General features: G+C 68.2%; 28 protein-coding genes. 5 read left to right on the forward strand and 23 right to left on the reverse strand.

Annotated elements, in window-relative coordinates; all coding sequences use genetic code 11:
• Positions 1–37: 37 nt before the first annotated feature.
• From ACFWBT_RS19690 to ACFWBT_RS19730, 9 genes are all read right to left on the reverse strand, one after another.
• Complete coding sequence (locus tag ACFWBT_RS19690) at positions 38–286, reverse strand: hypothetical protein (protein WP_385701975.1); 249 nt, start codon at positions 284–286, stop codon at positions 38–40.
• Positions 256–531: a hypothetical protein gene (locus ACFWBT_RS19695; protein ID WP_385701906.1), complete on the reverse strand. Its 276-nt coding sequence runs from the start codon at positions 529–531 to the stop codon at positions 256–258. Before ACFWBT_RS19695 ends, ACFWBT_RS19690 begins: the two co-directional genes overlap by 31 nt.
• A gap of 305 nt (positions 532–836) precedes the next feature.
• Entirely contained in the window at positions 837–1,271 is a 435-nt protein-coding gene (locus ACFWBT_RS19700; RefSeq protein ID WP_385701909.1) for an NUDIX domain-containing protein, read from the reverse strand.
• A 198-nt stretch (positions 1,272–1,469) separates the two neighbouring features.
• The gene (locus tag ACFWBT_RS19705) at positions 1,470–2,555 is read right to left on the reverse strand and encodes a methyltransferase domain-containing protein (protein WP_385701912.1); all 1,086 of its coding nucleotides are present in this window, start codon (positions 2,553–2,555) and stop codon (positions 1,470–1,472) included.
• Positions 2,552–3,532 (reverse strand): MvdC/MvdD family ATP grasp protein, encoded by a 981-nt coding sequence (locus ACFWBT_RS19710; RefSeq protein ID WP_385701915.1) that lies wholly within the window; start codon positions 3,530–3,532, stop codon positions 2,552–2,554. Before ACFWBT_RS19710 ends, ACFWBT_RS19705 begins: the two co-directional genes overlap by 4 nt.
• Positions 3,529–3,753, reverse strand: coding sequence for a hypothetical protein (locus ACFWBT_RS19715; RefSeq protein ID WP_385701917.1), 225 nt, complete (start codon positions 3,751–3,753; stop codon positions 3,529–3,531). Before ACFWBT_RS19715 ends, ACFWBT_RS19710 begins: the two co-directional genes overlap by 4 nt.
• 90 nt (positions 3,754–3,843) lie before the next feature.
• Positions 3,844–4,512, reverse strand: coding sequence for a hypothetical protein (locus ACFWBT_RS19720; protein WP_385701919.1), 669 nt, complete (start codon positions 4,510–4,512; stop codon positions 3,844–3,846).
• 59 nt (positions 4,513–4,571) lie between these two features.
• Entirely contained in the window at positions 4,572–4,916 is a 345-nt protein-coding gene (locus ACFWBT_RS19725) for a DUF6415 family natural product biosynthesis protein (protein WP_385701922.1), read from the reverse strand.
• 80 nt (positions 4,917–4,996) lie between these two features.
• Positions 4,997–5,416 (reverse strand): ATP-binding protein, encoded by a 420-nt coding sequence (locus ACFWBT_RS19730; protein ID WP_385701925.1) that lies wholly within the window; start codon positions 5,414–5,416, stop codon positions 4,997–4,999.
• Between the two features lie 293 nt (positions 5,417–5,709).
• On the opposite strand from ACFWBT_RS19730, the gene ACFWBT_RS19735 reads away from it, so the two are divergent.
• Together ACFWBT_RS19735 and ACFWBT_RS19740 are read left to right on the forward strand one after the other, a co-directional pair.
• Positions 5,710–6,783, forward strand: coding sequence for a helix-turn-helix transcriptional regulator (locus tag ACFWBT_RS19735; RefSeq protein WP_385701927.1), 1,074 nt, complete (start codon positions 5,710–5,712; stop codon positions 6,781–6,783).
• A 13-nt stretch (positions 6,784–6,796) separates the two neighbouring features.
• Positions 6,797–7,387 carry an HD family hydrolase gene (locus ACFWBT_RS19740; protein ID WP_385701928.1) on the forward strand — a complete coding sequence of 197 codons (591 nt, stop codon included), beginning with the start codon at positions 6,797–6,799 and terminating at the stop codon, positions 7,385–7,387.
• A 45-nt stretch (positions 7,388–7,432) separates the two neighbouring features.
• Here the strand turns inward: ACFWBT_RS19740 and ACFWBT_RS19745 are convergent, their stop codons facing one another.
• The 12 genes from ACFWBT_RS19745 to ACFWBT_RS19800 all read right to left on the reverse strand — a co-directional run bounded on the left by ACFWBT_RS19745 (position 7,433) and on the right by ACFWBT_RS19800 (position 18,226).
• Positions 7,433–7,639, reverse strand: a complete 207-nt coding sequence (locus tag ACFWBT_RS19745; protein ID WP_385701931.1) for a DUF6417 family protein — start codon at positions 7,637–7,639, stop codon at positions 7,433–7,435.
• Positions 7,640–7,713: 74 nt separating this feature from the next.
• Positions 7,714–8,175 carry a hypothetical protein gene (locus tag ACFWBT_RS19750; RefSeq protein WP_385701933.1) on the reverse strand — a complete coding sequence of 154 codons (462 nt, stop codon included), beginning with the start codon at positions 8,173–8,175 and terminating at the stop codon, positions 7,714–7,716.
• Between the two features lie 389 nt (positions 8,176–8,564).
• Positions 8,565–9,077 carry a hypothetical protein gene (locus ACFWBT_RS19755; RefSeq protein WP_385701934.1) on the reverse strand — a complete coding sequence of 171 codons (513 nt, stop codon included), beginning with the start codon at positions 9,075–9,077 and terminating at the stop codon, positions 8,565–8,567.
• Complete coding sequence (locus ACFWBT_RS19760; RefSeq protein WP_385701936.1) at positions 9,031–9,597, reverse strand: hypothetical protein; 567 nt, start codon at positions 9,595–9,597, stop codon at positions 9,031–9,033. Before ACFWBT_RS19760 ends, ACFWBT_RS19755 begins: the two co-directional genes overlap by 47 nt.
• A gap of 188 nt (positions 9,598–9,785) precedes the next feature.
• Positions 9,786–10,778 (reverse strand): 3-oxoacyl-ACP synthase III family protein, encoded by a 993-nt coding sequence (locus ACFWBT_RS19765; protein ID WP_385701938.1) that lies wholly within the window; start codon positions 10,776–10,778, stop codon positions 9,786–9,788.
• Positions 10,775–11,683 carry an SDR family oxidoreductase gene (locus tag ACFWBT_RS19770; RefSeq protein WP_385701940.1) on the reverse strand — a complete coding sequence of 303 codons (909 nt, stop codon included), beginning with the start codon at positions 11,681–11,683 and terminating at the stop codon, positions 10,775–10,777. Before ACFWBT_RS19770 ends, ACFWBT_RS19765 begins: the two co-directional genes overlap by 4 nt.
• 241 nt (positions 11,684–11,924) lie before the next feature.
• Positions 11,925–12,293, reverse strand: a complete 369-nt coding sequence (locus tag ACFWBT_RS19775) for a hypothetical protein (protein ID WP_385701941.1) — start codon at positions 12,291–12,293, stop codon at positions 11,925–11,927.
• A gap of 260 nt (positions 12,294–12,553) precedes the next feature.
• Positions 12,554–13,147: an isochorismatase family protein gene (locus tag ACFWBT_RS19780; RefSeq protein ID WP_385701943.1), complete on the reverse strand. Its 594-nt coding sequence runs from the start codon at positions 13,145–13,147 to the stop codon at positions 12,554–12,556.
• Positions 13,148–13,242: 95 nt separating this feature from the next.
• Positions 13,243–13,932: an HNH endonuclease family protein gene (locus tag ACFWBT_RS19785; RefSeq protein WP_385701944.1), complete on the reverse strand. Its 690-nt coding sequence runs from the start codon at positions 13,930–13,932 to the stop codon at positions 13,243–13,245.
• A gap of 241 nt (positions 13,933–14,173) precedes the next feature.
• Entirely contained in the window at positions 14,174–15,523 is a 1,350-nt protein-coding gene (locus ACFWBT_RS19790) for a cytochrome P450 (RefSeq protein ID WP_385701947.1), read from the reverse strand.
• Positions 15,524–16,790: 1,267 nt separating this feature from the next.
• On the reverse strand, positions 16,791–17,402 hold the full coding sequence (locus ACFWBT_RS19795; protein ID WP_385701949.1) for a hypothetical protein: 612 nt from the start codon (positions 17,400–17,402) through the stop codon (positions 16,791–16,793).
• Positions 17,399–18,226, reverse strand: a complete 828-nt coding sequence (locus ACFWBT_RS19800; RefSeq protein ID WP_385701952.1) for an RNA polymerase sigma factor — start codon at positions 18,224–18,226, stop codon at positions 17,399–17,401. Before ACFWBT_RS19800 ends, ACFWBT_RS19795 begins: the two co-directional genes overlap by 4 nt.
• Before the next feature lie 449 nt (positions 18,227–18,675).
• Between ACFWBT_RS19800 and ACFWBT_RS19805 the strand changes: the two genes are divergently transcribed.
• From ACFWBT_RS19805 to ACFWBT_RS19815, 3 genes are read left to right on the forward strand one after another with little or no spacing between them, the layout of a single operon-like run.
• Positions 18,676–18,840, forward strand: coding sequence for a hypothetical protein (locus ACFWBT_RS19805; protein WP_385701954.1), 165 nt, complete (start codon positions 18,676–18,678; stop codon positions 18,838–18,840).
• Between the two features lie 48 nt (positions 18,841–18,888).
• Positions 18,889–19,155 carry a hypothetical protein gene (locus ACFWBT_RS19810; protein ID WP_385701955.1) on the forward strand — a complete coding sequence of 89 codons (267 nt, stop codon included), beginning with the start codon at positions 18,889–18,891 and terminating at the stop codon, positions 19,153–19,155.
• Between the two features lie 11 nt (positions 19,156–19,166).
• Positions 19,167–19,613: a hypothetical protein gene (locus ACFWBT_RS19815; protein WP_385701958.1), complete on the forward strand. Its 447-nt coding sequence runs from the start codon at positions 19,167–19,169 to the stop codon at positions 19,611–19,613.
• A gap of 129 nt (positions 19,614–19,742) precedes the next feature.
• Here the strand turns inward: ACFWBT_RS19815 and ACFWBT_RS19820 are convergent, their stop codons facing one another.
• Both ACFWBT_RS19820 and ACFWBT_RS19825 read right to left on the reverse strand, forming a co-directional pair.
• The gene (locus ACFWBT_RS19820; RefSeq protein WP_385701959.1) at positions 19,743–21,590 is read right to left on the reverse strand and encodes a hypothetical protein; all 1,848 of its coding nucleotides are present in this window, start codon (positions 21,588–21,590) and stop codon (positions 19,743–19,745) included.
• Positions 21,587–24,328 carry a hypothetical protein gene (locus ACFWBT_RS19825; protein WP_385701961.1) on the reverse strand — a complete coding sequence of 914 codons (2,742 nt, stop codon included), beginning with the start codon at positions 24,326–24,328 and terminating at the stop codon, positions 21,587–21,589. Before ACFWBT_RS19825 ends, ACFWBT_RS19820 begins: the two co-directional genes overlap by 4 nt.
• Positions 24,329–24,697: the final 369 nt, after the last annotated feature.

Raw genomic sequence — 24,697 nt, forward strand, 5'->3', positions numbered from 1 at the left:
CGAAGGCGCGCTCGACCGGGTTGGGCGCTGTCACCTCTCATGAACATCGAACACGGCGTGGTCCGGGTGCCTCCCAAATTGCTGAACAGCCGCTGTCGAACTTCGTGAACAAAGCCACCGCGTTGTATCCAGTGCCGCTCCCCAGCTCGAGAACACGCTGTCCTTCGCTCACGGCCAGGGCCTCGAGCATGGCCAGCATGACCGAGGGCTGGCTGGACGAGCTGATGAGACACCGCGTTCGTCGAGCTGGAGTGGTCAGGGCCGTGTCGCTGTAGACCGTCTCCAGGTAGGCCGGGTCCGGCCAAGTGAGCGGCTGCCACGCCCCCGTGCATGCACGATCCGCAGGGCTTTCCGGTCGACGATGATGCCGGTCTCCTCCAGTCCCTCCCAGATCACGGCGTCGAATACGTCCTCGCCTCGTCGAGCTTCCCGGAGGGAAGGGTTGAGCAGGCCGTCGGCGTAGCCGGTGCCCTCCACGGCGCCGTTGCGCTCCAGGATGAGCATCACGTCGTTCATGGGCTGTTGGGGCACGGTGCTTTGTCCTCCGACCGGTGGGCGCTTGCCGGCAGGGGGACTACCGTCGCGATCAGTGGCCAACAACCCCATGTCTCCAACGCTTTCGACAGTCCGCTGGACACGCTCAGAAACGGGGTCAGGCCCGTGGCCAACTCCAGCATCGGACACCCGTGGCACGGCACGCATCGTAGATGGCGGTGCCTGTGGGTGCGTCGAGCTGCTCAGTGGCCGCGAAGTACGGGTCGGCGGCTGCGTCCAGACGTCAACGGCCGCGATCGGTTACGGCCCCCAAGTGCCCCTGGGCGTGCAAGGGCGGGTTGTCAGCTGTTCGCAGGGCGGTGATCTGCGAGGAGCAGTGCCAGCGGTCCGGCGGGGAGGAGGAACCGCCCGTCGTGCACTGCTTGCAGCGCATCGGCCATCGGCCACCACGTCAGGTTGAAGTCCTGTTCCGTCTCGGTGAGTTCCTGGGCGCCGAGGGTCAGGTCGCGGGCTTCGTAGAGGTGGACGCGTGCCGGAGAGCTCAGCATGATGGCGTGTGAGCCCAGCTGCCGCCATTGCCCGGCGGTTACTCCGGCTTCCTCGCGCAGCTCGCGGCGGGCGCAGTCCAGCGCGGTCTCTCCGTCTTCGCGGCGTCCGCCGGGCAGGAACAAGTACTCGCCTTTGTGGGCGGGAAAGTCGGCGCTCAGTAGTGCAACAAGGCCGTTTGCATCGAGCGCCACGACCACGGAAGCGTCACGCATGGATCCATCGCTCATACGGACCGAGCGTAGCGGTCCGTTATGGACCCAAGCGGCGAAAGGAACATTCCACACGGCAGGGTGGGCGATGCCCCGGCCGTGGAAGCAGTGCTTCTTGTCACCGGTATCAGGATGCTCGGTGTGGATGTGGTGGCGCAGCAGACGGCCCCACCCGCCACGGGGCAGTGGACAAGCAGGGCCGGTCTGGAGTGGTAGTCAGGACGTGGCCGGGAGAGCCCAGCTGGGTCCGTCTGCGTCCTCGTAGAACACGGTCTGTCGGGTCGGCGTGACGGTCAGCACGAAGGCGTTGCGCTCAGGTTCGTCCCCGAAGATCTTCGCCAGGTCCTCGACGGTGTCCCACAGCTTCTGCGGGCCGATCTGCCGCACGGAGCCCGAGGTGTGGGCGATCGCGGTGGAGCCGTCGGGGGTCCACAGGCCGACGGCATCGAGATCTCCGTCCTGCGTCCGCCAGCTGCAGGATGTGTAGCCGGGCAGGGCCACCGATGCGGGGAACTTGAGCCGCCCCAGCAGGTCCGCCGGCGGCACTCTGGTGTCGGCGGGGCTCTGCTCGAGTGCGGCGTCGAAATGGGGCTCTGATCCGCCGGTGCGCCGCGCCATGAAGTGCGCCGGGACGGTGAGGAAGCGACCGGTCGCGTGGCCCGGTGCGGTGACGGTGGCGCGGACGATGCCGTATCCGATCGGGGCGACGATGACGGCGCCCGGGGCTGCCTGCTGCAGGAGCGGCTCCGGGATGGCGTGAAGGCCGACGGTCGAGATGATGCGGTCGTAGGGCGCGTTGCCGGGGTGGCCCTTCGCGCCGTCGTGGACCGCCAGGATCGGGTTGAAGCCTGCCTGGTGAAGGCGTTGAGCCGCGGTGTCGACGAGGGCCGGGTCGATGTCGATGGTGGTCACGTTCGCATCGCCGAGCCGGTGGCAGAGCAGCGCGGCGTTGTATCCGGTGCCGGTTCCCAGTTCGAGAACGCGGTGGCCTTCGCTCACGTCCAGGGCTTCGAGCATGGCCAGCATGATCGAGGGCTGGCTGGAGGAGCTGGTGGGGACACCGTGTTCGTCGAGCTGGGTGGTCAGGGCCGTGTCGCTGTAGACCGTCTCCAGGTAGGCCGGGTCCGGCCAGGTGAGCGGCTGCCATGCCCCGGTGCTGTCTTGCTGGTGGAAGCGGGGCACGAACAGGTGGCGGGGTACGGAGGCGAAGGCGTCGGCCCACTCGCTCGGGTGCTCTGCTGTGAGATCGGCGGCCATGCGTTGTCGTGCGGCAGCGCTTGCGCCGTCGTCGGGCACGGTCATGTGGTGGCTCCCATCAGGTACTTGGCGTGGGCCGCGGCGATCGGCAGGCCGGTCCGGTTCTCGACCCACCCCCAGGTGCCGGCAGGGTTGTTCTCGAAGAACACCCACCGTCCCGTGGGAGTGACGGCGAAGTCGAATGCCCCGAAGGCGATGCCGTAGTAGGCGAGGAACCGGCGCACGGCGGTAGCGGTGTAGCCGGGGACGTCGACGGTGTCGTATTCGATGTGGTCGTAGTCGGTTCGCCAGTCGGTGCCGGCGGCCTCGCTCGTCGTGGTCAGTTTGCCGCCGAAGATGTGCCCGCCGACGGCGATCAGGCGCACCTCGTACGCCTTGGGGATGTCCTCTTGGAAGTAGTGGGCGGTGGTGCAGATGCTGTCGTCGAAGTCGGCCGGGTCGACGCGATGGGTGGCCACCATCAGGCGCCGCTCCGCGCCGACGTCGAGCCGGCCACCGAGGATGGGCTTGCAGATGAGTGGGCCGTCTACGTCCTTCGCGAAGGCCCGCGCCGCCTCGGGGCTGTTGGTGATGATGCTGCGCGGCACCGTCATTCCGCAGCGGGTCGCGGCGACGAGCTGCTGCGGCTTGTGTGCGGCGATCCGGTCGGCGTGCGGGTTGTTGAGCCACGGCACACCGGGCAGGGCGGCAAGCAGGTTGAGGATTGCAGCGTCGGCCTGGTTCTTGGCCCAGGTGGCGTAGGGCTCGGGGACGGTGTCGGCGATCTGGGGGCGTGCGGGCCGCCTCCAGTAGACGGCCCGCACGTCCTCGAGCCGCGCCGTCCGGCGCCTGTCGTCGATGATCCCTGTCCAGCCCGGTTCCTGCGGCAGGTGCGTACCGGTGAGGGTGAGCTGCTGCGGGAACTGCGCGACGTCGAACCGCATCACGGGCACGTCGCGCTGGTTGAGCTGGTCGACGACCATGTCGGCCGCCGCGTCCAGCTGCTCGGCGACGACAAGCACGGGGCGGGCGGCGGCCGTCATGACGCCGGTGCGTAGTACGGGTCTGTGGCGTCGTCGCCTTGGCCGTCCAGGTTGGTGTCGGTGGTCGACGCGGCCTGCGGCAGGGTGTGCCAGGGCTGCCCGTCTGCGGCCACGTTGATCTGGCGGGCCTCATCCCAGCGGACGCCGGCGATCGAGGTACTGACCAGGCACGGCGGGGCCGCTACACGCGCGCCGAACGGAATAGTTGCTGCTGTGGTCATCTCTTTTCTCCTGTTCAGAGCGGTTGATGGGTTCTTGCTGACCTGCCCGGGAGCCTGGGCCTGACGTCATCCGGGCCGCCGGGCAGGGGTCTATGAGGCCGTGCCGAGTTCCTCGAGCAGCTCGCCGAGGTCAAGGACGCGGAAGCTCGAGAGTCGGCGGACCATCTGTGAGGCGAGAAACGTGGCCAGGTCGGGGTTTCCGTAGGGCACGGCGATGTCTGGTCGGGCGACGACGTGCAGGCCCCCGCGGGCGAGGCGGCCGTAGAGGACTCCGCTCACGCCGTACATGGGGGCGCTCTGGGCGAGGAACACCATCGGCTGCTTCTCCATGTGCGGGCACAGCACTGCAACGGTGCGGACGTGCCTGGCGCACACCGGAGGCTGGTTCGTCAGGATCTCGGCCCGGGTGGGGTCCTCGTCCCTGGGCCCCGCAAGGAAGACGAGGCCGATCCTCGTCCGGGCGGGCTGTGTGCAGACCTGGCACCGGAGGGTCTGCATGGTCATCATCTGCCGATGCGGGTGCATGAACTTCCACTGCGGCTCCCCGGTCGGCATCCCGTCCGCGCCCAGCGGATTCCAGCCGACCCGCGCGTACAGCACACCGCGGGGATCACGGTCCCGGGGGTCTTCGTCGAGGTAGTGGAGGCGGCTGCGGCCCGGCGCGGTGCGTCTGATGACCAGGTTGTCGGGTGCGGCCTCCTCCCCTAACCGCTGGATGACGTATGGGACTACGGCCGGTCCGGCTGCGGTGGAAGGCATGGAGCGATGCGTCTTTCTCGACGGGGCGGGCGGGTTGTACGGAAGGAGGGGTCCCAGCATCAGGCCGCCTCCCTGAGGCACTTGATCGCGCCGAGGCGTTCGTGGAGTTCGTTGACCGACCAGGCCATCCGGCGCAGGTGCCCCACGGCCTGGAGGTGTTCGCCCGGCATTGCCTCGGTGCGTAACCGGCGGGCGTGCTCGATCAGTTGTTCCGCCTCCGCGTCCCTCTGGCCGGCCTCCGCAGCAATGGCGATAGCGACGAGTTGCATCAGATGGCCGCGGAGCCGCAGGGCGTAATCGTCGAGGGCTTCTTCGGCTGGGACGACGTCATCGAGGATCGCGCCAACATCGTCGAGGAGCGATTCACCGTCGAAGGGCTGCCAACCGCGGACCTTGGTCAGCACCGTTTCCAAGGCTTCAGGGACTAACGGCGGCGTCCACACAGGTACGGCCCTGGTCCGCCCCGGGGCAGTGGCGGCGGCCATCACGCCTTCTCCTGGGTCGAAACGGTGAGACGGCACCAGGTGACTGCTCCTGCGTCACTGGTCCCCCATGCGCCGCCGTTCTCCTCAACCAGGTGGTCCACAAGAGCGAGACCGCGCCCCGACTCGGCACCCTCATCGGCCTCGCCGGGCTCGGCGCATCCGACCATACCGTCCCGGACGGTGATTCGAAGGAATTCATCGCGGACAACGACGGTCAGGCTGATCTCCGTCGTTCCGCTGTGCAACAACGCGTTGGTCAGCAACTCCGAGACAATCAGCGTGACGTCGTCCGTCATCAACTCAAGCCCGCAATACCGAAGCCGCGCGGCCACGATCTGCCGTATGGCACCGACTCTGCGCATGTCTTCTTGGGGCAGGGCGCCGCCACGGCGAGGCGCAACCTCAAAGGTCAACCCCATGACGTCCTCGTCGCAATTGGGGACCGTCCGATGCGTTCGTACAGCTGTCGTCATCTCAACCTCGGTGACGGGTTGCAGCACCGCTCGGGGCGGGTTGGCACGGTTGGCTGGCGAACGTGAACTAAGCCCATGAGTTGCTGCCTCCCTACTAGGCTCGCAGTGATGGCGATTACGGTAGAAAAGCTGTCGCAGCTGCTGAAGTGACCGCGAGTACAGGTGGCTTGCTGAAAACTGCCCGGATTGGACCTCCCATGCGGCCGAGCCCTCGACAAACCCTGACCGGCAGTACAGGTATGACTTCGCGCGGCCGTTTCGGCGTCATCAGCGGTCATGTCTGGCGGGTGATACGGGAACAGCAGGGCTTCACGCAGGAGGAGGTCGCCGAGCGTCTGAAGGTGAGCCTGAACACGATCGCCGGGTGGGAGACCGGACGGCGTCCACTTACCGCGGTGCCGGTCGGGCAGATGCTCGTCCACCGTCGTCGGCTGATGCAGATGGGGACCTCGTCCGCTCTCTTACAAGTGCTGGAGCGCGCCTTGGAAGCTGATGTACTCCTGGCGGGCGTCCTCGAAGAAGACTCCCAGGTCGAGGAGAGTCCGCTCGGCGCGATGGTGATGCAACGCGAGTTCGCCGAAGTGCTGGTGTGGCCGCTCAATGGGGTACCGCCACAACCAGTGCGTAACCTGCCCGCACCATCCCGTCCTCGCCGCGGACCGACTCCTTCGGGGCCCAAACTGTCCTCGGCTGAGCGGCAGGGCTTCTTCGCTCAGATGCGACGTGCTGCAGAGCAGGCGCGCGGTACGGACCAGTTCCTCCTACGTCGCCAAGCCCTCTACCTGTGCGGATACGACCGAGAGACGGACACGGAGGACTGGCTCGTTCATCAGCAGCGCAGCGAGCGGCCGGACGATTGGCTTACCGGCTGGCTGAACGCCCGCAGTGTGGCAGCCATTGCCGCCCGACAGGGCGATGTCGATCGCCTGTCTCACTTCATCGACACCGCACTGGTGGACGACGATGCCGGAGAAGCTGCCAACCTCAACTACTTCGGCTACTGGGTCGGCGAGGTGAGGCAAGTCGAGCTCTCCGACGCCTTCATCGCCGCCCGTTCCCCGGGGCCGTGGGCAGGCGACAGGCTCCTGAGACATCTCGTCGACGGGATCACGCCCGGGCACGGCTACGTGGAACTAAACATCCACAGCATCTGGGCCCTCCTCCAGGCCCGGCCCGGCCTGCTCCGCTCGGGTGCATCGTCCCAGGCGCTGCGCGGGAGGCTATCGATCATGTTGGATAGCGGGGGACTCTCGCCGCGCGGACGGCGGGAGTTGGAGAGCATCCGGTACGCGATCCGCCTCGCCGAGGCGTGAGAGGAGCCTGACGGTGTCCGAGGACCTGACCGCGGTGGCACGCTTCCTGTACGAGGCGGGGACGCTGAAGAACACCGCACGCACCGGATGGTGGATGGCCGGGGTCAAAGAACCGGAGTCAGTCGCCGATCACTCGTGGCGCACCGCCCTCATCGCGACAATCATCGCCAAGCTGGAAGGCGCGGACCCAGCCAGGGCGGCATTCCTCGCGGTATGGCACGACTCACAGGAAACCCGCACCGGGGACGTGAATTATCTGGGCAGGAAATATGCGCCGCAGGCCGACCCTCGCCACGTCACCGCCGACCAGGTCGCCCATATGCCCGAAATTCTGGCTCAGGCGGTACGCGAGCTGATCGACGAATACGAGGCCAAAGAATCCCCGGAATCGGTCTGCGCACGGGACGCCGACAAGCTGGAATGCCTGATCCAAGGCATCGAGTACAAGGCCCAGGGATATCAGAACGCGCAACGCTGGATCGACAACAGTCGCAGCCGCCTCACGACGAAGACCGCCCATGCACTTGCCGAAGCGGTACTCGAAACAGACTCACTCGATTGGCTGCGCACAGCACTGGGCGAAAGCAACGGGGAACAGGCCTGATCAAGTTGGTTCTCGGATGAGGCACTCTGGACGGCGGCTGCGCGGTCAGTTCTCCGAGGGGACGCGCGCGGCGATCTCCCGCGCCAGCCGGTCCGCCTGCGGCGAGAGCGGATGGCCGTCCTGCGCGATCGTCAGCAGGAGCCGGAGCAGGTCATGCGCCTCCTCCAACGTGAGCAGGGCCAGCCGCTCAGTGGTGTCGTCCACCGGCGCGAAGTCGATCGCGTCGAGATCGAGGTGGTCGTAGTCGTCCATGACCTGGTCAACTCCCGTGCCTGCCTGCGCGTCACGGGCTGGCCATACGTGCGCGTGGCTGCTCGGTCAGGTGGTCAGCCCCGGGTGGGATCTTGCAGTTCCCGTCGGACCGCTGCCCGGAATTCAAGGGCGATCTGGCGCATCTCGGTGACGTTGTCGGCATCGCTGGCAGTGATCCATCGGGTTGCCAGGTCTCTTACTGTGTCGCTTCCGAAGGCCCACAGAGCAGTTGCCGCTTCGGTGGTGAGTTCCACTCTCCTGACCTTGGTCCAGTGGCCTTCCACTTCCTGCAGTTTCTGCAACTGCCCGAGTTCCTTGTACCGCTCGCGCCGCAGGTCGAGATCGATCACGCGCAGAGCCCCGAAGTAAGCTTCCCGGCGTTCCTGCCACAGTCTGGCCCTGCGCTCCGCCTGCTGGGTACGCGCCAGCATGCGTTCCGCGTGCCGGCGTCCCTGCGCGCCAGCCAGCCACGTGAAGGCCGTCCCTGCCACACCGAAGAGCCCGGCTGCCGTTGTCCCAACCCAGTCCCACGCCACAACGGCATGGTGAAGGGCTCACCGCGCCCCGTCCAGAGCACCCCGCACCTCGCGACATTTGCCGAAGCGGTACTCGAAACAGACTCGCTCGATTGGCTGCGCACAGCACTCGGCGAAGGCAACACAGAGCAGGCCTGATCCACCTGGTGTGGTGTATCCAGGGGAACACCAGATCCCCCTCGTACTCCTCAATTCCCGCTGCCTACCGCCAGCGCAGCCGTGTAGATCAGTCCTGATCTAGCGATCTGACATTCTGCTGCGCCATGTCCGTTCAACGAGCGCCGCTCAAGGCGGCCGTACCTCCGAACGAGGGAAGGCAGCCGTCGCAGCCGGAGCCCCGGGCACCATGACTGATCTCCCTAGGCTCCCATCCTGAGGCGCAAGACGTTCTACACGAGCGTGCCCAGGGCCTGCTCAGCCATCTGAATGCCGACCTGGGCGGCCGCCGTTGCTCCGGCTCCCACCAGCATGTCCTTGACCTGCGTCGCGAACTGCCGCATCCGGCCCGGCTCGGGGCTCGGCGACGTCGCTTCGTCATGGAGCTCCTGGGCGGCGCGCTCCAGTTCCTCGCGGTCCTGGTCGGGCATGCCCAGGGTGTTGCTGATCTGGCCGACGAAGCCAGCCAGCTGGACGAACGCGCTCGGGTCGATGCCAGCGGTGTTGTGCTGGGTGACGTTCTGCTGCTCGCCGATGATGACGCCCTGCGCGTTCGGCAGGAAGTTGTTGTAAGTGGTGCCGGGGCGCTGGCGGTTGGTGTATTCCTGCACGGTTCCTCCTGCCAGGGCACAGCTGACGCCCTGAGGTGTGATGGCGACGGTGACGGGTTCGGTTTCGATGTACTTGATCAGCTGGTGCTCAGACAGGTAGCCGAGCGCTTCGTGCAGCTCGGATTCGGTGATCACGGCCCCGGCGAAGAACGACCAAGGTGTCAAGGAACAGCACCGGGTTGATGGGCTCGCGGTCGCCTGCTGTGTTGAACAGCCACCGGTGGAAGGCATCCATGGTGTGCCGCAAGCGGGCAGCACGGTTCTTCTGCAGCTCCCTCAGCCGGTGCACTTCGACCAGGCCCTCATCGCTGAGGTGGATGGCGTAGAGGCCGGACGCGGCCCGCAAGGCCCTCACCAGGCCTCGCTGTTCCAATTGAAGAGCGAGGGGGGCCAGGTCCTCCTGAAATTCCTGCTCGATCTGTGCCAGGCTGGCGCCACGCCCGGTCCGGGTGTCCAGCAAGAGCAGCAACCGGTCCAGATAGCCGCTGCTCTCGGTCAGCTCACCGCCGGAAAGCGCGCTGACGGTGGCATCGAGCTGTGCAGACATACGAGCAGGGTGCCGTCGTTGGGCGCGCTCCAGGCTCTTCTTGGCCTCCTTGGCAAGGCTGTCCGTCCACTTGTCCAGCTCGCGTTTATTGATTCCGCTGCGGGCCACATTGCCCTCCTGTCGCACGTGCTTGGGCGACAGGGTACGGGTGGGCACCGACAGCCCGGCCGTCAGTGAGAATGCGGCGACGGCGCGGCCATGGCACCCGTCGGATGGAGCAGGCAGTCCCGGAAGGCTGAATAGAACCGCTCTGGCCGGCCGTGGTGTCACGAGTGCGAGTGTGCGCGCCACTGTGCCTACCAGCTGATCAACATCACGCCGCCGCTGGCGCCGCTGGCCATGCCGAACAGGACCACCTGTGTGCCCGGGCGTAGCCGGCCTTGGTCGGCGGCGTGGGCGAGTTGGAGGGGGAGGGTGGCTGCGCCCATGTTGCCGGTACGGTGGAAGGTGGGCACGACCGTGTCGGGCTGGATGCTGAGGCGTTCGCAGAAGGTGCGGACGAAGGGGACGGACGGCTGGTGGAGGCAGACCAGGCCGAGTTCGTTCGGGTCGGTGTGCTGTTCCTTCAGCCACTGTGCGGCGCGGGTGTCGATGCCGAGAAAGGAGGCGAGGAGCTGCTCGGAGTCGATATGCAGTCCCGGCGGGCCGCTGGGGGCGTGGTGGGGGTTGAAGAGGGTGGCAGCCGGCCAGCCCGCGGAGTTCGCCATGAACGTGTGAGCGATGATGCCCGGCCGGGGGGAGGCTTCGACGAGCAGGGCGGCGCCCATGTCCCCGCCGGTCAGGGACGCCAGCCCGGTCCGCAGAGTGGTGGGTGTCAGGTTCCACCGGCTGAGGCGGCTGAGGGTTTCCCCGCACGCGATCAGGATCCGCCGGTAACGGCCGGCGCGGATGAAAGCGTCCGCGACCTCCAGGGCGTTCAGGACGCTGTTGCAGGCGTTGGAGACGTCGAAGACGGGACAGGACAGCCCGGTCTGGGCGGCGACGATGTGGGCGTTGGCGGGTTCCTGGACATCGGCGCTGACGGCGGCGAACAGCAGCAGGTCGACTTCACCAGGTTCGAGGGCCGCCTGAGCCAGGACACGGCCGACGGCATGGGAGGCGAGGCCGGAGGGCATGTCGCCGTCCGCGGCGACGACGCGTTCTTGCAGCCCGTAGAGCCTGGACAACAAGCCGGCCGGGACCCGTACACCGGGACTGTGCTCGCGCAGCCGGTCCTCGATAGCTCGCGCGCCTTGGCGGCCGTCAGGCAGGTGGACCGCGACCTGGGTGATGCGGCTGTAGAGACTCATGCCGACTCCTTCACCACGCCGGCACGCGCCGGAGCTTTGTGGGGCAGGCCGCTGACCGCGTGTTTCACCCGGTCCGACAGCCACAGCGGTGACACGGCGTGAAGCGGCACCAGGAGACGGGCGTCGAAGCCGACCGTGTAGCGGGCCCTGGGCCGGGGGGAGGCCAGCGCCTTCTCGATGGTCCGGGCGACCGGCTCCGGAGTGGGGACACGTGCGTTGACAGCCCCGAAGAGGGCCCGCGACCGGTCGTATCCCGCCGCGTGGGCGCGATCAACCTGGGCGAGATCGTCTACCGCTCGGTCCAGCATCGCGGTGGCGAATGCTCCAGGCTCCACCAAAGACACGCGGACACCGGCATGCGCCATCTCCACGCGCAGGCAGTGGGTGAGCGCGCTCAAGGCGTGCTTGCTCGCGCTGTACCAGCCGCCCAGCGGCCAGGGCACCCGTCCCAGTCCCGACGACACGTTCACGATGCGGCCCTGACCACGTCGACGCATCTGCGGGAGGGCGAGGCGACAGATCCGCATCGCCCCCAGAAGGTTCACCTCCAGCAGATGCCGCGCCTGCTCATCACTCACGTTCTCGAGCGAGCCCGCCTGCGGTACCCCGGCGTTGTTCACCACCGCCCACACGCCGCCGCCCGTCATCCGGGCGACCTCTCCCATCGCCTCCTCGCAGGAAGACGGCTCAGCGACATCCAGCACCACCGTGCGCAGCGACCGCCCGCGCGCGCCGGCGGAAGCGATGAGGTGGTCCGCCTTCTCCTGGCTACGCGCTGTGCCGATCACATCAAAGCCAGCACCGGCCAATCGCAATACCGTCGCCACACCGATGCCGCCAGTGGCACCCGTCACCAGCACGCTCCGCCGAATCGGCCGCCCCACCGAGGAATCCACCGCCACCACTGCTCTACTCCCCCTGATCCACCGGACGCGCCTGGTGCGCGCCGACAAGGTGAGCAACGACCCGGAAGAAGCACAGTTGTGGCCCCATGCGCACTGCTTTCGCTGAACCGCCTACGGCACCAGAACGGGTCGCCCGGTCGCAGCAACACCTGCCATGTCGAGAGGCACGGCAGGCGACGTCTCCTTCTCTGGCACGCGGCGGCTCCGCGTCAGGCCGGGTAGAGGCGAGGAGTGGCGCAGGTCAGTGGAAAATGACTGACCGGAACTTCAGGCGCTCGCCCGCGACGCCGGTGTGCGGACGCAATGTGTACTCGTCGCCCGAGCAGTCGGCGTTCGTGAAAACGATCGCGAAGGTGTCTGTGCGATTCCTCGGTGAGTGAGCGGGTGGCTGGTTGTACTCCTGGGCAGCCTCGGGAAGGGTGATGCATCTCCTGCTCGCGGGGTCGTGGAGAGTGGCCTGCTCCTCGGCGCCGCTGCTGTCGCTATACGTGTAGCTGAAGTCGCCGTCGGCCGCGTAGGCGGAGCCGGGGACGCTCAGGAGCAGCACGGTGGCACCCGCCGCAGCGCCCAAAGTATGACGAAGACGCATCAATTGATTCCTCGTAGTCATGTCGTTCCTTTCAACGGCGCATCAGCCGGCACCGCGATGTGGGAGAGCGTGACCGGCTCGTCGGCCTAGTCGGATGGTGCGGCCGCCGACGGCACCGCCTGTGTCGCCGACCCGAATGAGGGCGTGCACCGTACGTCGGAGAGCGGCCGGATGAGTCCGGTACATCAGCTCATCAGAGGGGGCTCCCGCAACCCTCGAGGAATCCCGGGAGCTCGTTCTCGTGTCCTGCCCCTCCCCTTGGGAGACAGGCGCCCCGGCTGTCACTGCGAGACCGGCGCCTCACCGGAGACGGCCACGCCTGCGTTGCGGAAGTCCTCCAGAGTCGACGCTGTGGTCTCCGGTGCGACGCCGACCGAGTAGTCCATGAGCACGCGGGCACGGAACCCGGCCTTGACGGCATCCAGCGCGGTCGCGCGCACGCAGTGGTCGGTGGCGATGCCCACCACGTCGACTTCTTCCACCTCCCGCGAGCGCAGCCAGTCCGCCAGCGAGGTGCCGTGTTCGTCGGCGCCCTCGAAACCGCTCTTGGAGGCGCTGTGGGCTCCCTTGAAGAAGACGGCGTCCACCTTGCCGCCCGCGGCCGTGGGAGCGAAGTTCGGGTGGAACTCGCCGCCCTCGCCCCCGACCACGCAGTGGACGGGGAAGCTGTCCTTGAAGTCGGGGTTCTGGGAGAAGTGGCTCCCCGGATCGATGTGGTGGTCCCGGGTGGCCACGACGTACTGATAGTCAGACCCGGCGCTGCGTTCCACCAGATCGGCGACAGCGGTCGCGATCCGGGCCCCGCCCGTGACCGGGACACTGCCTCCCTCGCAGAAGTCGTTCTGCACGTCCACGACGATCAACCCTCGGCCCATGACACACACCTTTCAGCGAAACGGATGGACAGGACAAACACTGCTCCGGAGAGCCGGGACGCTGAGGGGCCGGCAATGCGGAGCGGGGAAGGCGGTTACGGGGCGGGGGTGTACGACACGACGCTGTCCTGGCAAGGACCGTCGGCGAACACCTTCAGCGCCTCGAGTTCGGCAGCTTCCGCGGTCAGTTGCCAGCGCAGCTTGGTGGCCACCCACTCCCGCACGTACCGGCACTGCGCATCTGGTGCCGGCGGCATCCAATCGGCCGGGTCCTGGTCGGACTTCTGGCGGTTCGTACGGGCTGTCACCGCGACCAGCGACGCCGCGGCGCCCTGATCGTTGGCGTAGGCCTCACGCCGGGCGGCCGTCCAGGCGGAGGCGCCCGAATCCCAGGCCTCGGCGAGGGGCACCATGTGGTCGATGTCCAGGGCGCCTGGATCGGTGACCTCCTTGCCGTCGTAGTAGGAGAACCAGGCACCGCCGGTCAGTCGGCAACCGGGGCCCACCGCCGGAGCCCTGACGGCCTCGGCCACGAGGACCTCGTTGCGGGTGTTGCAGCCGTCCGTGGCGATGTCGCCGGCGTTCCAGTGCCGGAAGGACGAGCGGGTGTAACCGGAGCGGTCCTCATCAGCCAGGCGCACCCGGCCGATCGCGTCAGGGAGCGTCATCACCTGCGCGGCCCGCGCTCTGCCAGGAGCCTGGGCGGCTTGTACGGGACTGGAAGCGATGAGCGGGACCACTGCAAGTGTCAGCGCGCCGAAGCCCCGCAGAAAGTTCTTGAACACCCCCGCGTTCTACAGGCCACCCCACCCCCAACGGACGCCCAATTGGCTGTCTCTCACTCTCACGGGCGGACACATTCACCGCAAAAACGATTCACGGGCGGGCTGCGTCGCGCATCGAATGTGCAGGTCGCCAGCGCGCCACTTGCCGCAACGCTCACCGCAACGTGAGGTGTTCGGCGGTGTCGCGACAGCGCCGGTGCGTGTATGCGTTTGGTGACTCGGCCTTGGGACGCGGGGCGGGTTATCGGGTGCGCAGGGTGGCGTGCAGCGGTGTGGCCGGCTGGAGCTGCAGTCCGGCTGTGGGCGTCGGGTCGCCTTCGATGTCCAGGTGGAAGCGCTGGGCAAGTGTGGCCAGGACGAGTGCTGTCTCTACCAGCGCGAACCGTGCGCCGAGGCAGGCGCGCTGGCCGCCTCCGAACGGGAACCAGGCGCAGGGAGGCGTGGTCTGTTCGGGGCCGGCGTCCCAGCGTTGTGGGCGGAAGGCTGTGGGGTTCGGGAACCAGCGGGGGTCTCTGTGGGTGACCCATTGGCTGCACCAGAGCGTCGTCCCGGCCGGGATCGAGCTTCCGTGCAGGGTGGCGCCGTTCTGCGCGAGTCTGGGCGGAATCATCCATCCGGGTGGGTACAGCCGCAGGGATTCTTTGATGATCTGCTGAGTCCAGGTCAGCTGTTCGTAGTCGTCGATGGTCGGCGGGCGGCCGCCGAGTACGCGGTCTAGCTCTTCGTGGAGACGGTGGCGGGCGTCCGCGGATGCCGACAGGAGGTACCAGGTCCAGGTCAGCGCCGTGGATGTGGTCTCGTGGCCGCCGATCCAGAGGGTGACGGCTTCGTCGCGTACCTGCGTGGTGGTCAGTGGCTGGCCTTCCTCGTCCCGGGCTGCGAGCAGTCTGCTCAGCAGGTCCTCACCGCTGCCGTGTCCGTCTCCTGCTGTCTGGCGGGCGTGGATGAGCCGGTCGATCTCGTTGTCGATTGTCGCGACGGCGGCGAGCAGGCGCCGACGAGCGGGGGTGCGCACCCACGGCGGCAGGAAGAGCCCGATCCCCCGTAGTTCGGCGCTGATCTCCCGTCCTGCCTGCGACATCGCCTCACCCAGCGCGCGGGCCTGTTGTCCGAGGTCGTTGCCGAACAGGGTGCGGACCACGATCCGCTGGGAGAGCAGCGACATCTGGCGCAGCACATCGACGCGGCTCCCGTCTCGCCAGTGGTCGGCGAGCGCCGCCGCGCAGTCGACCATCGTCGTCGCGTATCGGCGTACCTGGCGGGGCCGGACCGTGGGCTGGACCATGGATCGCTTGCGCCTCCATTCGGCTCCTTGGCTGCGCATGACGCTGTTGCCGATCAGTCGTTTGAACGCCCAGCCGGCGTCCAGAGTCTCGTAGCGTCGCTCGTCGGCTCCGAGCAGTTCCGCGATGTGCTCGGGGTGCGCGAGGAAGAGGATCCGCATCGGGCCGAGCGACCAGGTCACCGCGTCCCCGTAGTCGTCGCGCAGACGTTCCAGGAACGCCAAGGGGTCACGTCCGAAGGCGGGCAGGTTTCCCAGCAGCGGTAGTCCGTGCGGGCCGGCAATGGGACGGAAGGGAAGGGTGAGCACTCCTGGCCAACGAGCCGCGCCTCGCACGGTTGCGCCGCAAGGAAAGCAGCGACGCAGTTCAAGGACAAGTTACTGCCGCGCGTCGGCGGCCGGGGGCCGGCCCACCGTCACCGGCGGCTGACGATCGTCTGATCCGGCTGGCCTTCCTCACGGAAACCGGAGCAGGACTTGGTCCCTCACCGTTCACCGACTGCCGGGTCCCAGAAGCTCGGTCAGCGGCGGCGGAGTTCCTCGGAGAAGTTCATCGTGTTTCCCTCTCCAGCCGTGGTCCGCGAGCAGGTGCGGCAGGGTGCGTGGGCCCGGCATGGCGGGGCAGCCAGACGGCGGCAATGAGCGCGGCGGACAGGGCGGCCGCCGCGGCGGCCCACGTTCATGAACGTCACCGAGACCCATCCAGGAGGGCGGCGGAGGGGCCTGGAATGCGGCAACGGTCCCTGAGCGGCACCAGCTTGTGGGTGATGTGCGGCGAGGAGGGCGGCGATGCCGAGGGCTCCGCCGACCTCACGGACCAGATCGTTGAGGGCGGCCCTGGTGCCGACCCGTTCGCCGGGCACCCGTTCGCCGGGCACCGCTCCCAGGACCGCCTCGGTGGCGGATGCCGCCGCGAGCCCTGCGCCAAAGCCGGCGACCAGCTGGTAGCCGAGCGCGGGACCGTATCCGGAAGCGGGCGGGGCCAGGGCCGCGCGCGGGGCTGGGCGCCGTACCGGCCGGGCAGGACACGACACCAGCCGCCTGGCACCCTCAAGGGGGCTTTCACGGCTAGCTGAACGCCCAAGTCGGCACCAGGGGGCTGACGGCCACGCAACTCGCCGAGCAGCGCACCATCGAAGCAATCGACCACCCGGGGCCTCCGCTCCTCACATCGGGGTGGACAGGGCGCGACTCTGAGCGCCGGCGTCCCCTTCTCTTCACTGAGGCGTGACCCGCCAGCGGCAGCGGGCTCCGGCATCAAGTGGGGGGCAGTGGCGCCCGGGTGGGGGTCAGTCGCCTGCCGGGAGTCCCGTCGTGAGCAGTCGGGCCGCCTTCCGGGCGGAAGCAGCTCGGGGGGCTTGTGCGGCAAGGACGGACAGCAGCCCTTCCCAGGCATCGAGGTGACCGGCGGGTCCGATACGCGGCGCTGGCTTCGGCACCGCGTAGGTAGGCGCGCTCTGCCCCTTCCAAGTCGCAGGCCCCTCCTGGCACCGTCGCCCCGCGCTCCGGCCGCGCGGCCCCCTGTGCGCCGCCCGGGTCGCAGACCCAGACGCTCTTGCCGTATCCGCGCACCTGTTCACTCCCCTGCCAGGAGCCGTGCAACAACGCCGGCACAGTCCGCCAGCGCCGGATCCAAGGGAGCGTCGGTGAGCACGGTGCGCAGTTGCTCATACAGGCCGACGGAGATCTGTCCAGTACGGCTGAGCTCTTCCTCCGTCTGGGCCAGCACACGGTGCAGCAGTCGTGTCTGCGCGTCCGGTCGCACCAGGGTCAGACGGGTGCGCAGTTCGCTGACCGCGCTCAACGCGGCCTCGGCCGCTTCGTTTTGCCAGCCGCTCGGGCGCCCGCAGCTGCTGCCGGCAGGAACCGTGCGGCCGTGGTCTCCGACCGGCCAACGCAGCCGGGCCATCAGGTCCCTGTCGGGCTCGCGTGCACGATCGAGTGGCTTCAATGCCAGATCGGGACGGAAGTTAATGAACCGGAGCCGGGCCCCGGGCGGGTGCTGGCGGCTGACGGAATCATCCTCGGCCTCAGGCCTGTCGGTACGGTCCACGCCGGCCATCCAGTCACGCAGCTCGTTCTTGCGCCGCTGCAGGCTGCCCGGATGCGTGTCGATGACGCATTCGGCATCCTGCAGCAGGCGGGCGATCATGGCGTCGCCCTTGCGGTCGTCCGCATCCTTTGTCACAACTGCTCCTCCTCCCGCGACCTGGTGGCCTGCATGCTCTGCAGAGGACCATCCGCCGCGTGCCGCAGCGCTGCGCGGGCGATCGCCACGTGCTTACGCACCCCCGACGGCTCGATCCCCAACAGCTCGCCGATCCGCGCCGTTGAGCACTGCTCGACAAAGTACAAAATGGCCACCTGCCGGCGCCGCTCGGGAAAGGAGCGGATCGCTTTCCAGCAGCGCTCGAGAGCATCACGGGCCAACACGACATCGGCTGGATCCGGTGGCGCCGCGGCTTGGCTGCGCGCCAGCTCAGGACCCAGTTGGTTCAACCGCTGCGCCCTGCGGACGTCATCAATCCATTGATTGCGGCACACCCGGCGCAGCCAAGCCCGGTGTCTGCCGGGCTCCACTTTCCAGCCCGTGGTGAACAGGCCGGTCTCGGCCAGGGAATCCCACTGCTGGGCCGCCGCCATGAACACCCGTTGCACCAGGTCCTCCGCGGCCGGCTGCGAACCACCCGTGAGGACCATGGCATAGCGCAGTAACGGCATCGCTTCGCAGTCCCACACCTTTGACACGTCATGCGCTGTCTGTTCGGAGATCCGCCGGTCCCTCACGGTGCCCCCTTCCCCCACCGCAGACCCGAGGCGGACCTCCATCGCAGGCCCGCCCATGCCCCGCTGTTGGCGTACCACTGTCCCCGGCGGCGCGTGTCGTACCAACGCCACCAGCGTGACCCGGCGGCCCCGTTCAGCGAGCCACACGGATGCGCTCACCACCGCCACCACCACGCAGACGCCGGCCCCGGCATGCCACGACACCACCGAACCCAGCCCCCACACCCAGCCTCCTCGACCAACTGTCATGCCTCTTCATCGGATGAAGGCCGCCACACGCTGCCATCGGGGGCCCATCTCTTCGCCACCGTCCGGCCCACCAACCCCACCCGCTCCCCTCGTCACGCACAACGGCCCGCCCCGGCGCCGTTCACCGCGTCTGGACCCACCACAGCGCAGCGGCCACCATCCCGGATCCCGCCGCTGCCGCGGCGCCCCGGACGGTGGCAAACAGTGCCGCCCGTGCCAGCCGTCGTCAGGTCGAACGCTGCGCCATATTCCCTCCGCTCCCTTCGAGAGGCCGACCGCCCGATGCGCGCGGCCACTACCAGGCATTGACGCGCAGGAAGCTTGCCAACGGCAGAGATGTCGAACAACGTCGGAAAAGTCGTCAGATGGGGTCCTAGACTGCTTTTCCGGGTCGGAATTTCCGACGGCCTTCGTGAGAAGGGCAGTTGGCGCCTGTGCCCGCCTCCAGCAGCCCGACCCCCGAGGTCCTTACCGAACTGAACAGTCTGTGGCAGCAGGCACAGACCCGCCTGGCAGAGGCCGGCTCCCGCCTGACCCTCGCCCGGGCCAGCCGCGCGACCGGCGTTCCGGTGGCCACCCTCAGCGACTGACTGCGCGGCAACCATCTCCCCCGGGAGGCTGCAGACTTACTTCTGAAGGTGGTCACGCAACTGTGCACGTGGGCGGCCAAGGCACCACCCTCCACACCCCACTGGAGGGGCCTCCTGGATGCCGCCGGCCGCAACACACCTCGCCCGGCACACAGACCGACCCCGGCACACGGTTCAGCCATCGCCGCGCTCGGCGAACTACTGACCGCAGCATTCGCCGAGGACGAGGTGACCATCGACGCCGTCTGCCTCAGCGGCCAGGCCCTGTCCATCGCCATGGCCCGCCCAACCATGCCGTCCACACCGGCCAGGTGAGCCCACAGACAGTGACAGTCCGAGTCCTGCTGCCCAGCCGCGACATCGACCTGGCCTTCCCCAGCCCCGTCTCCTGGGACGAGGGCGGAGACACCATCCAGCGGCGCTGGCTCGCCCAGCGCAACGCCTACGGACAGACCCTGCGCGCCGCACTCCTGTCACTGCACGACACCCACGGCATCGAGGCCCGCATCACCTTCCGGGCCCTGCCGTTCACCCCCATGGCCAAGCTCTACCTCGTCAACCTCACCGAAGCCCTCTTCTCCTACTACACCCTCCACCGTCGCCCCCTCGACGTCGAAGGCCGCCAGATCGACATCTACGACGCCAACCCCATGGAACTGGTCCGGCTGTTCGGCACCGACAGCACCAGCGACGACACCGCCTTCGTCATCCAGTCCCAGCAATGGTTCAACTCCCTGTGGGAATCCGTCACCACCGACCTCACCACCGACTGATCGCACACCGAATCATTGCGTCAGCCCAGTGGGGGCTTCGGACGGCTGGAGCGGTCATGCATGCCCTCGGCGCCCAGCTGCCGGTATCGGCCGAAGCACGCGTGTCACCAACGTCCCGGGGCAGCGCACCTAGCTCGTGGTCACCGGGCCGCCCGGGCCAGTATCTATCGTCCGGTACAGGGCGATGCAGGCGAGGGACTGGGCCACGGCCAGGGCGTCCTCCAGGCTCGCGAGCACGGTCAGCGGACAGTTCTCGAAGTGCAGCGGTCCCACCGTCGCATCCGTCGTCGGCAGTTGGTCCGGTGTGACCCCGTCACGGGCCCGGAACCGCAGGCGCAACGTGCCCGCCGCCGGATCGCGGGCCGGCTCCATGGTCAGGCCGAACTCCTGGACCAGCGGAGTCACTTGATCCACAACCCGGCGCAGGGACTCTAGAATTTGCGGCAACTGCGCGCCCAGCCGAGCCAGCACTCCCGCGCCTGCCGCCAGCAACGCCTCGACCGCGGCGGCCTCCGCCGCCAGGGCGGCGGCATACACCGCGGCGAAAGCGGCAAGGACCGCCACGCACACCGTGGCGACCACGGCCGCCCATGCCAGCGCGGTCCGCACTTTCCCCTCCAGCTCCTTGCTCGCCTTGTCGAGAGCCTTGGCCACCTCTCTGGCCAGTGCGGCTACGAGGTAGGCGGGCAGGTCGAACCGCACGTACAGCACGAGTCCCGGCAGCGCGCTGACCATGGTGACAAGAATCGTGCGTGCCCCGCCCTCCGCCGCGGACCGGGAGAGCACCAGCACCTCGTGCGCCACCTCGGGCCAGCCGGCGAGCGTGCCCATTTCGACGTGCTCGCAGGAGAAGTAGACCGGCTTCCTGCGAGGGGCGCGCAGCACCGCGTGGAAACGCGGCAGATCCTTGAGGATCGCGACCGCCATATTGAACAGAGTGCGGTAGGCGAACTCCTGGACCACACCGGCTGGCGCTCCACGGATCGGTTTGATCTCCCAGATCGTGCCGCTGCCCGGCAAGGGAGGGATGCCGAGGTCGAGGTTGTCGTCACGGAGACTGCTCTCGTCCACCGAGGGGATCGGCGACTTCCGCAGTGCCTTGCGCGTTTTGAGGAGGTAGCTGTCGCGGGCCCACCACAGCGCCATCAGGGTGTCGTCGTTCTTGTACGCCCGCTTCAACGAGGTTCCTTTACCGGAGCGGTAGACGATGCTCTCCTGCACGATCAGCCGCGTCGGCCGCGTACGGCGGTACTCCGCCTGAAGACGCTCGTGCACCTCCATGCCCGCCTTGGAGGCAGAGGGAAGACCGGTCAGCGAACGGAGGTCCCTGACGCTGGTCATCCCCTTGCCGCCGATGCTCAGCAGAGCGGCCACGGCCAGCCGCTTCTCCAGGGGGCCGAGCAGTTCCGTGTCGATCTCCCGCATGACCCGCTTGGTGTTCTCGCCGGGCAGACCGAGCCCCTTGAACCTGCTCAGCCACTCGACGCAGAAGTCGCGGATCAGCTTCGCGACGCGTTCAATGTCCCACCGGCTCCCCGGCGGCGGCATGGACCCGGAGACCACCCGCATCAGTTCGGTCGGCAGAGTGCTCAGCGACGCCATCACCTGAACGCCCTCCGCCGACTGGAACTCCTCGGCCAGGAGCCGCGTGAGCCGCTCCAAGGCGCCCGAGTCCGGCGGAGCGGTCGGCGCCGGCGTGGTCGCGGGACGATTCGGCGCTGGGGGCTGCCCCGCGAGGAGCCTCCCGATCTCCTCCCGGATCTCCTCGGGCACCCAGCCCGCGAACAGCCGGGCCAGATCCACCTCGTCCGCCGCCGTGGACCGGGAGTCGAGCGCGAGGAAACGCCGGGGGTCGCACACCTGGCCGAGCGTGTCGAGCAACCCCCTCAGCATGCGGTCGCCGACCTCCCCGGTCGCCCCGCTGAAGTGGACGTGTCCGGTAAGGGCGAGCAGGAACCGGCCCCCGAGCTCGCTCACTCCGTCTCCCCGGGCAGCGTGTCGTGGTTGTTCCCCTCGGGCAGCGTGGCGTGCTCGTTCTCCTTGGGCAGGGCCGAGTCGGTGTCGAGCCAGACGAGCGTCGTGGGGAGCCGGGCCTCCCAGCTCTCGCCCGGTATCCCGTCCACCGGAGCCTGCGTCAGCTCCTTGAGCTCCTGGGCCACAGACACGTACAGCTCGTCACCCGGGACAGGCGCCGGATCGCCTCCCCACGGCTCGCCGAAGATCATGAAGTGGTTGACCGCGCACTCGAATCCCGGCCGCGCCGCGACCACGACGCGCGCCGATCCGGACCGCAGGAACCTGTCGTACTCGGGGTCGGCGCTCTCGGTCTGCTGCAGTTCGCCCCACCGCGCGGAGTCAGCCCAGAAATACGGATAGAGGATGTAGGTCATCGTGGACCACTCGATGGCCTGTTCAAGGAACTGGAGGTAAGGGCCCACGGCCTGCGCCTTGTCGAGGTCCACGCGCGACCATGTGCCCTCGCTCTCCGTCACGGCGGCCATGCCCTCGAAGCGCTCTCCGATGAACGACTCGATCACCTGACGCTTCAGCTCCTCGCGTACGACCTCGCGGTGCCGCGCCGGTGAACCCTGCGGTACGGGAATCAGCGGATCCTCGTCGAGCGTGGCCTGTTCGGACTGCCAGCGGACGAGCAGGTCCGCGTAGCCGGCATGGATCCGGGCGAAGACCTCGTTGCGCCACGTGGCCCAGGTCGCCTCGGTGGGGTGGCACATCACAGCCACGGACACACCGGCCTTGTACGCCCCGCCCACCGTGGCCGTGACGGACAGCTTGCCAGTCGGCCTGGTGTCCAGCGACAACTGTCGTTGTTCGGCCCCGTTCTGCTTCCACCGGAACTCCTCGGTCAGCCAGAAGCCGTGGTAAAGCCCGGGGGCCCGGATGACGGTGTTCGCCGGCGCGGCGTCGGAGTCCTGGGTGGCGGCCCGCGCGGTGCGCCCGGCGATCTCCAGCGTCGCGACGATCTCGTGCCAGCCGACCTTCTCGTGGACGCCGTCGTCGCCCCCTGGCTCCTGGTTGGACCAGTCGGTCCACGTCTTCCAGCTGGCCAGCTCGGGCGGCGCCGACACCGAACCGACGGCGGAGACCGCGGCGTAGCCCTCGGGGATTGCCAGCTCCTTGGCCTGGGCACCGGACGGCGGGAACGGGATCGCGCCGTAGTTGTCGATGGTGTCCTTGCGCTCGCCGGCGGAGACGACAAAGGCCTCTGACACCGCGATCTCCGGGTCGGGAGGCTCCGGCAGTCCTGTCACGTCGTACCGCGCGGCGAATTCGGAGTACGTGTCAACCTTGATGTGGGCGGCCGTCAGACGCTCTCCGCCCTCCTTGCCGGTAACGGTGAACGGCTTCGGCTCCGTGTACACGGTGCGGGGCCCCGGGGCGTGGGCCGCAAGCCAGCGGACGAACGTCGCTGGCTCGGGAATCTGGAACTCCAGCAGGTACCGGTGGGGATACCGGAAGACCTGGAACCGCTGGATCTTGTCCACCCACCGGTACACACCGATGACGTGACCGTCCGGGTCCTTGGCGTTGTCCACGAGGTGCCGCTCGCGGTCCTCGATGCGTTGCAGCGTGCGCCGGGTCCGGGCCTCGCTCACCCGCAGCTCGGTCCGGGAGATCGCCCGCTCCACCGTTTCGTGCGCCTGCTCGTTGGCGCGGCGCGACGACTCGGCGCGGGAGTACTCGACCGATCCGCCGATATGGGTCTCGACGTGCGTCGGCCCGTACTGTCCCGCGGTGTCGACCTGGCCCTCGACACTCACCGTCAGATCGGTGTCGACCTGCGACTCCTCTTTGAGGAGGGTTCGGTCGGTGGTCTCAGTGGACCGCTCGGCGATGGTGGTCTCGCTCTCCAAACGCGTCTCGACCGTCTCCGTCTCGTCGACCCGTTTGTGGATCCGCTCCTTCAACTCCCCTTTCAGGACGTTCTCGATGTGTGCGATCTCCCCGGGTACGTACCGTGCCCACTCATCCCTGACGACGTACAGATCACTGAAGGCGGGCAGCCGGGCGAGGCGGGAACGGAAAGGCAGGGGGAAGGGCGGACAGGGCAGTACGGGCTGCCTCTTGAGCAGGACCCGGAGCGGGGGCAGGTCCCGGCCGCAGCCAGCGAGTGACTCGACGAGGCCGCAGACGACGACCCACCTGGTCAACCGCGCGGCCTTGAGGTGGGTCGGGAGGTTCCCCCGGTCCCCGCCCTCGACGACCGTCGCGCCGTTGCCGCCGAGCAACAGAGCAACGAGGCTGTCCCCCACGGTGGCACGGAACATGGCCCACTCATCGGAGGCGACGATCGTGGCCGCGGCTGTCTCGGACGTGACGTCCTCGAACCCGAGACGGACCGCAGCGGCGAACAACACAGCGTCGAGGTCGTCAAGCGACGCGTCGGGGTGGCGGGTCAACCACTGGTCCAGCTTGGGAACCTCGGCCTCCAGCCCCCGTGACGCCGTGGGCGCGTCCGGGTCGAGGAACGCGTCGCTCTCCATGAAGCCCCGGGCCAGCGCGCGCACGGCCCGTGACGCCGCGGTGTCGTCGTCCCTGCCCTGGACCGCGTCGATGACCGCCTGGAGCAAAGCGGTCGGGGCGGTGCGGTCCGGGTAGACGAAGACTTGACCATCAGCGGAGATCCGATTGCGCTCCGTACGCCGGGTGATCTGGAATCGCGCGAGTTCGGGCATCGCCACTTCCCCCTTGTCCATGGCCGCATTTCGACGGTATCCAGCGAATTCGGAGGATTCCCGGAACTCTCGGGTGCCCAGGACCCGTCTGGAACATGCGGTGGAGAGACGCATAGAGCGCTTGGCTTACGGCGGCTACGACAGGTCGAAGAGGGACACCGCTTCGCCGACCCGCCCGGCCCTCAAAGCAGTGCCCGCCGCCAGCCAGTAGCCGCAGCCGCCCGCTCAGCCGCTGCGCACCGTTGGAGCCACCTCACCAGTTCGTCGATGCGCCCCGCGTCTTCTAATGTCCTTCACTGACAAAGCAGGCGCCGAGGCGGCTGGCCCGACCCCATGGCCGTGAGCCGCCGCAGGCCCCGGGACTGCACGGCTCGTGCACACCTTGTACGC

It is taken from the genome of Streptomyces sp. NPDC060027, from assembly GCF_042737005.1.
Classification (GTDB): domain Bacteria; phylum Actinomycetota; class Actinomycetes; order Streptomycetales; family Streptomycetaceae; genus Streptomyces.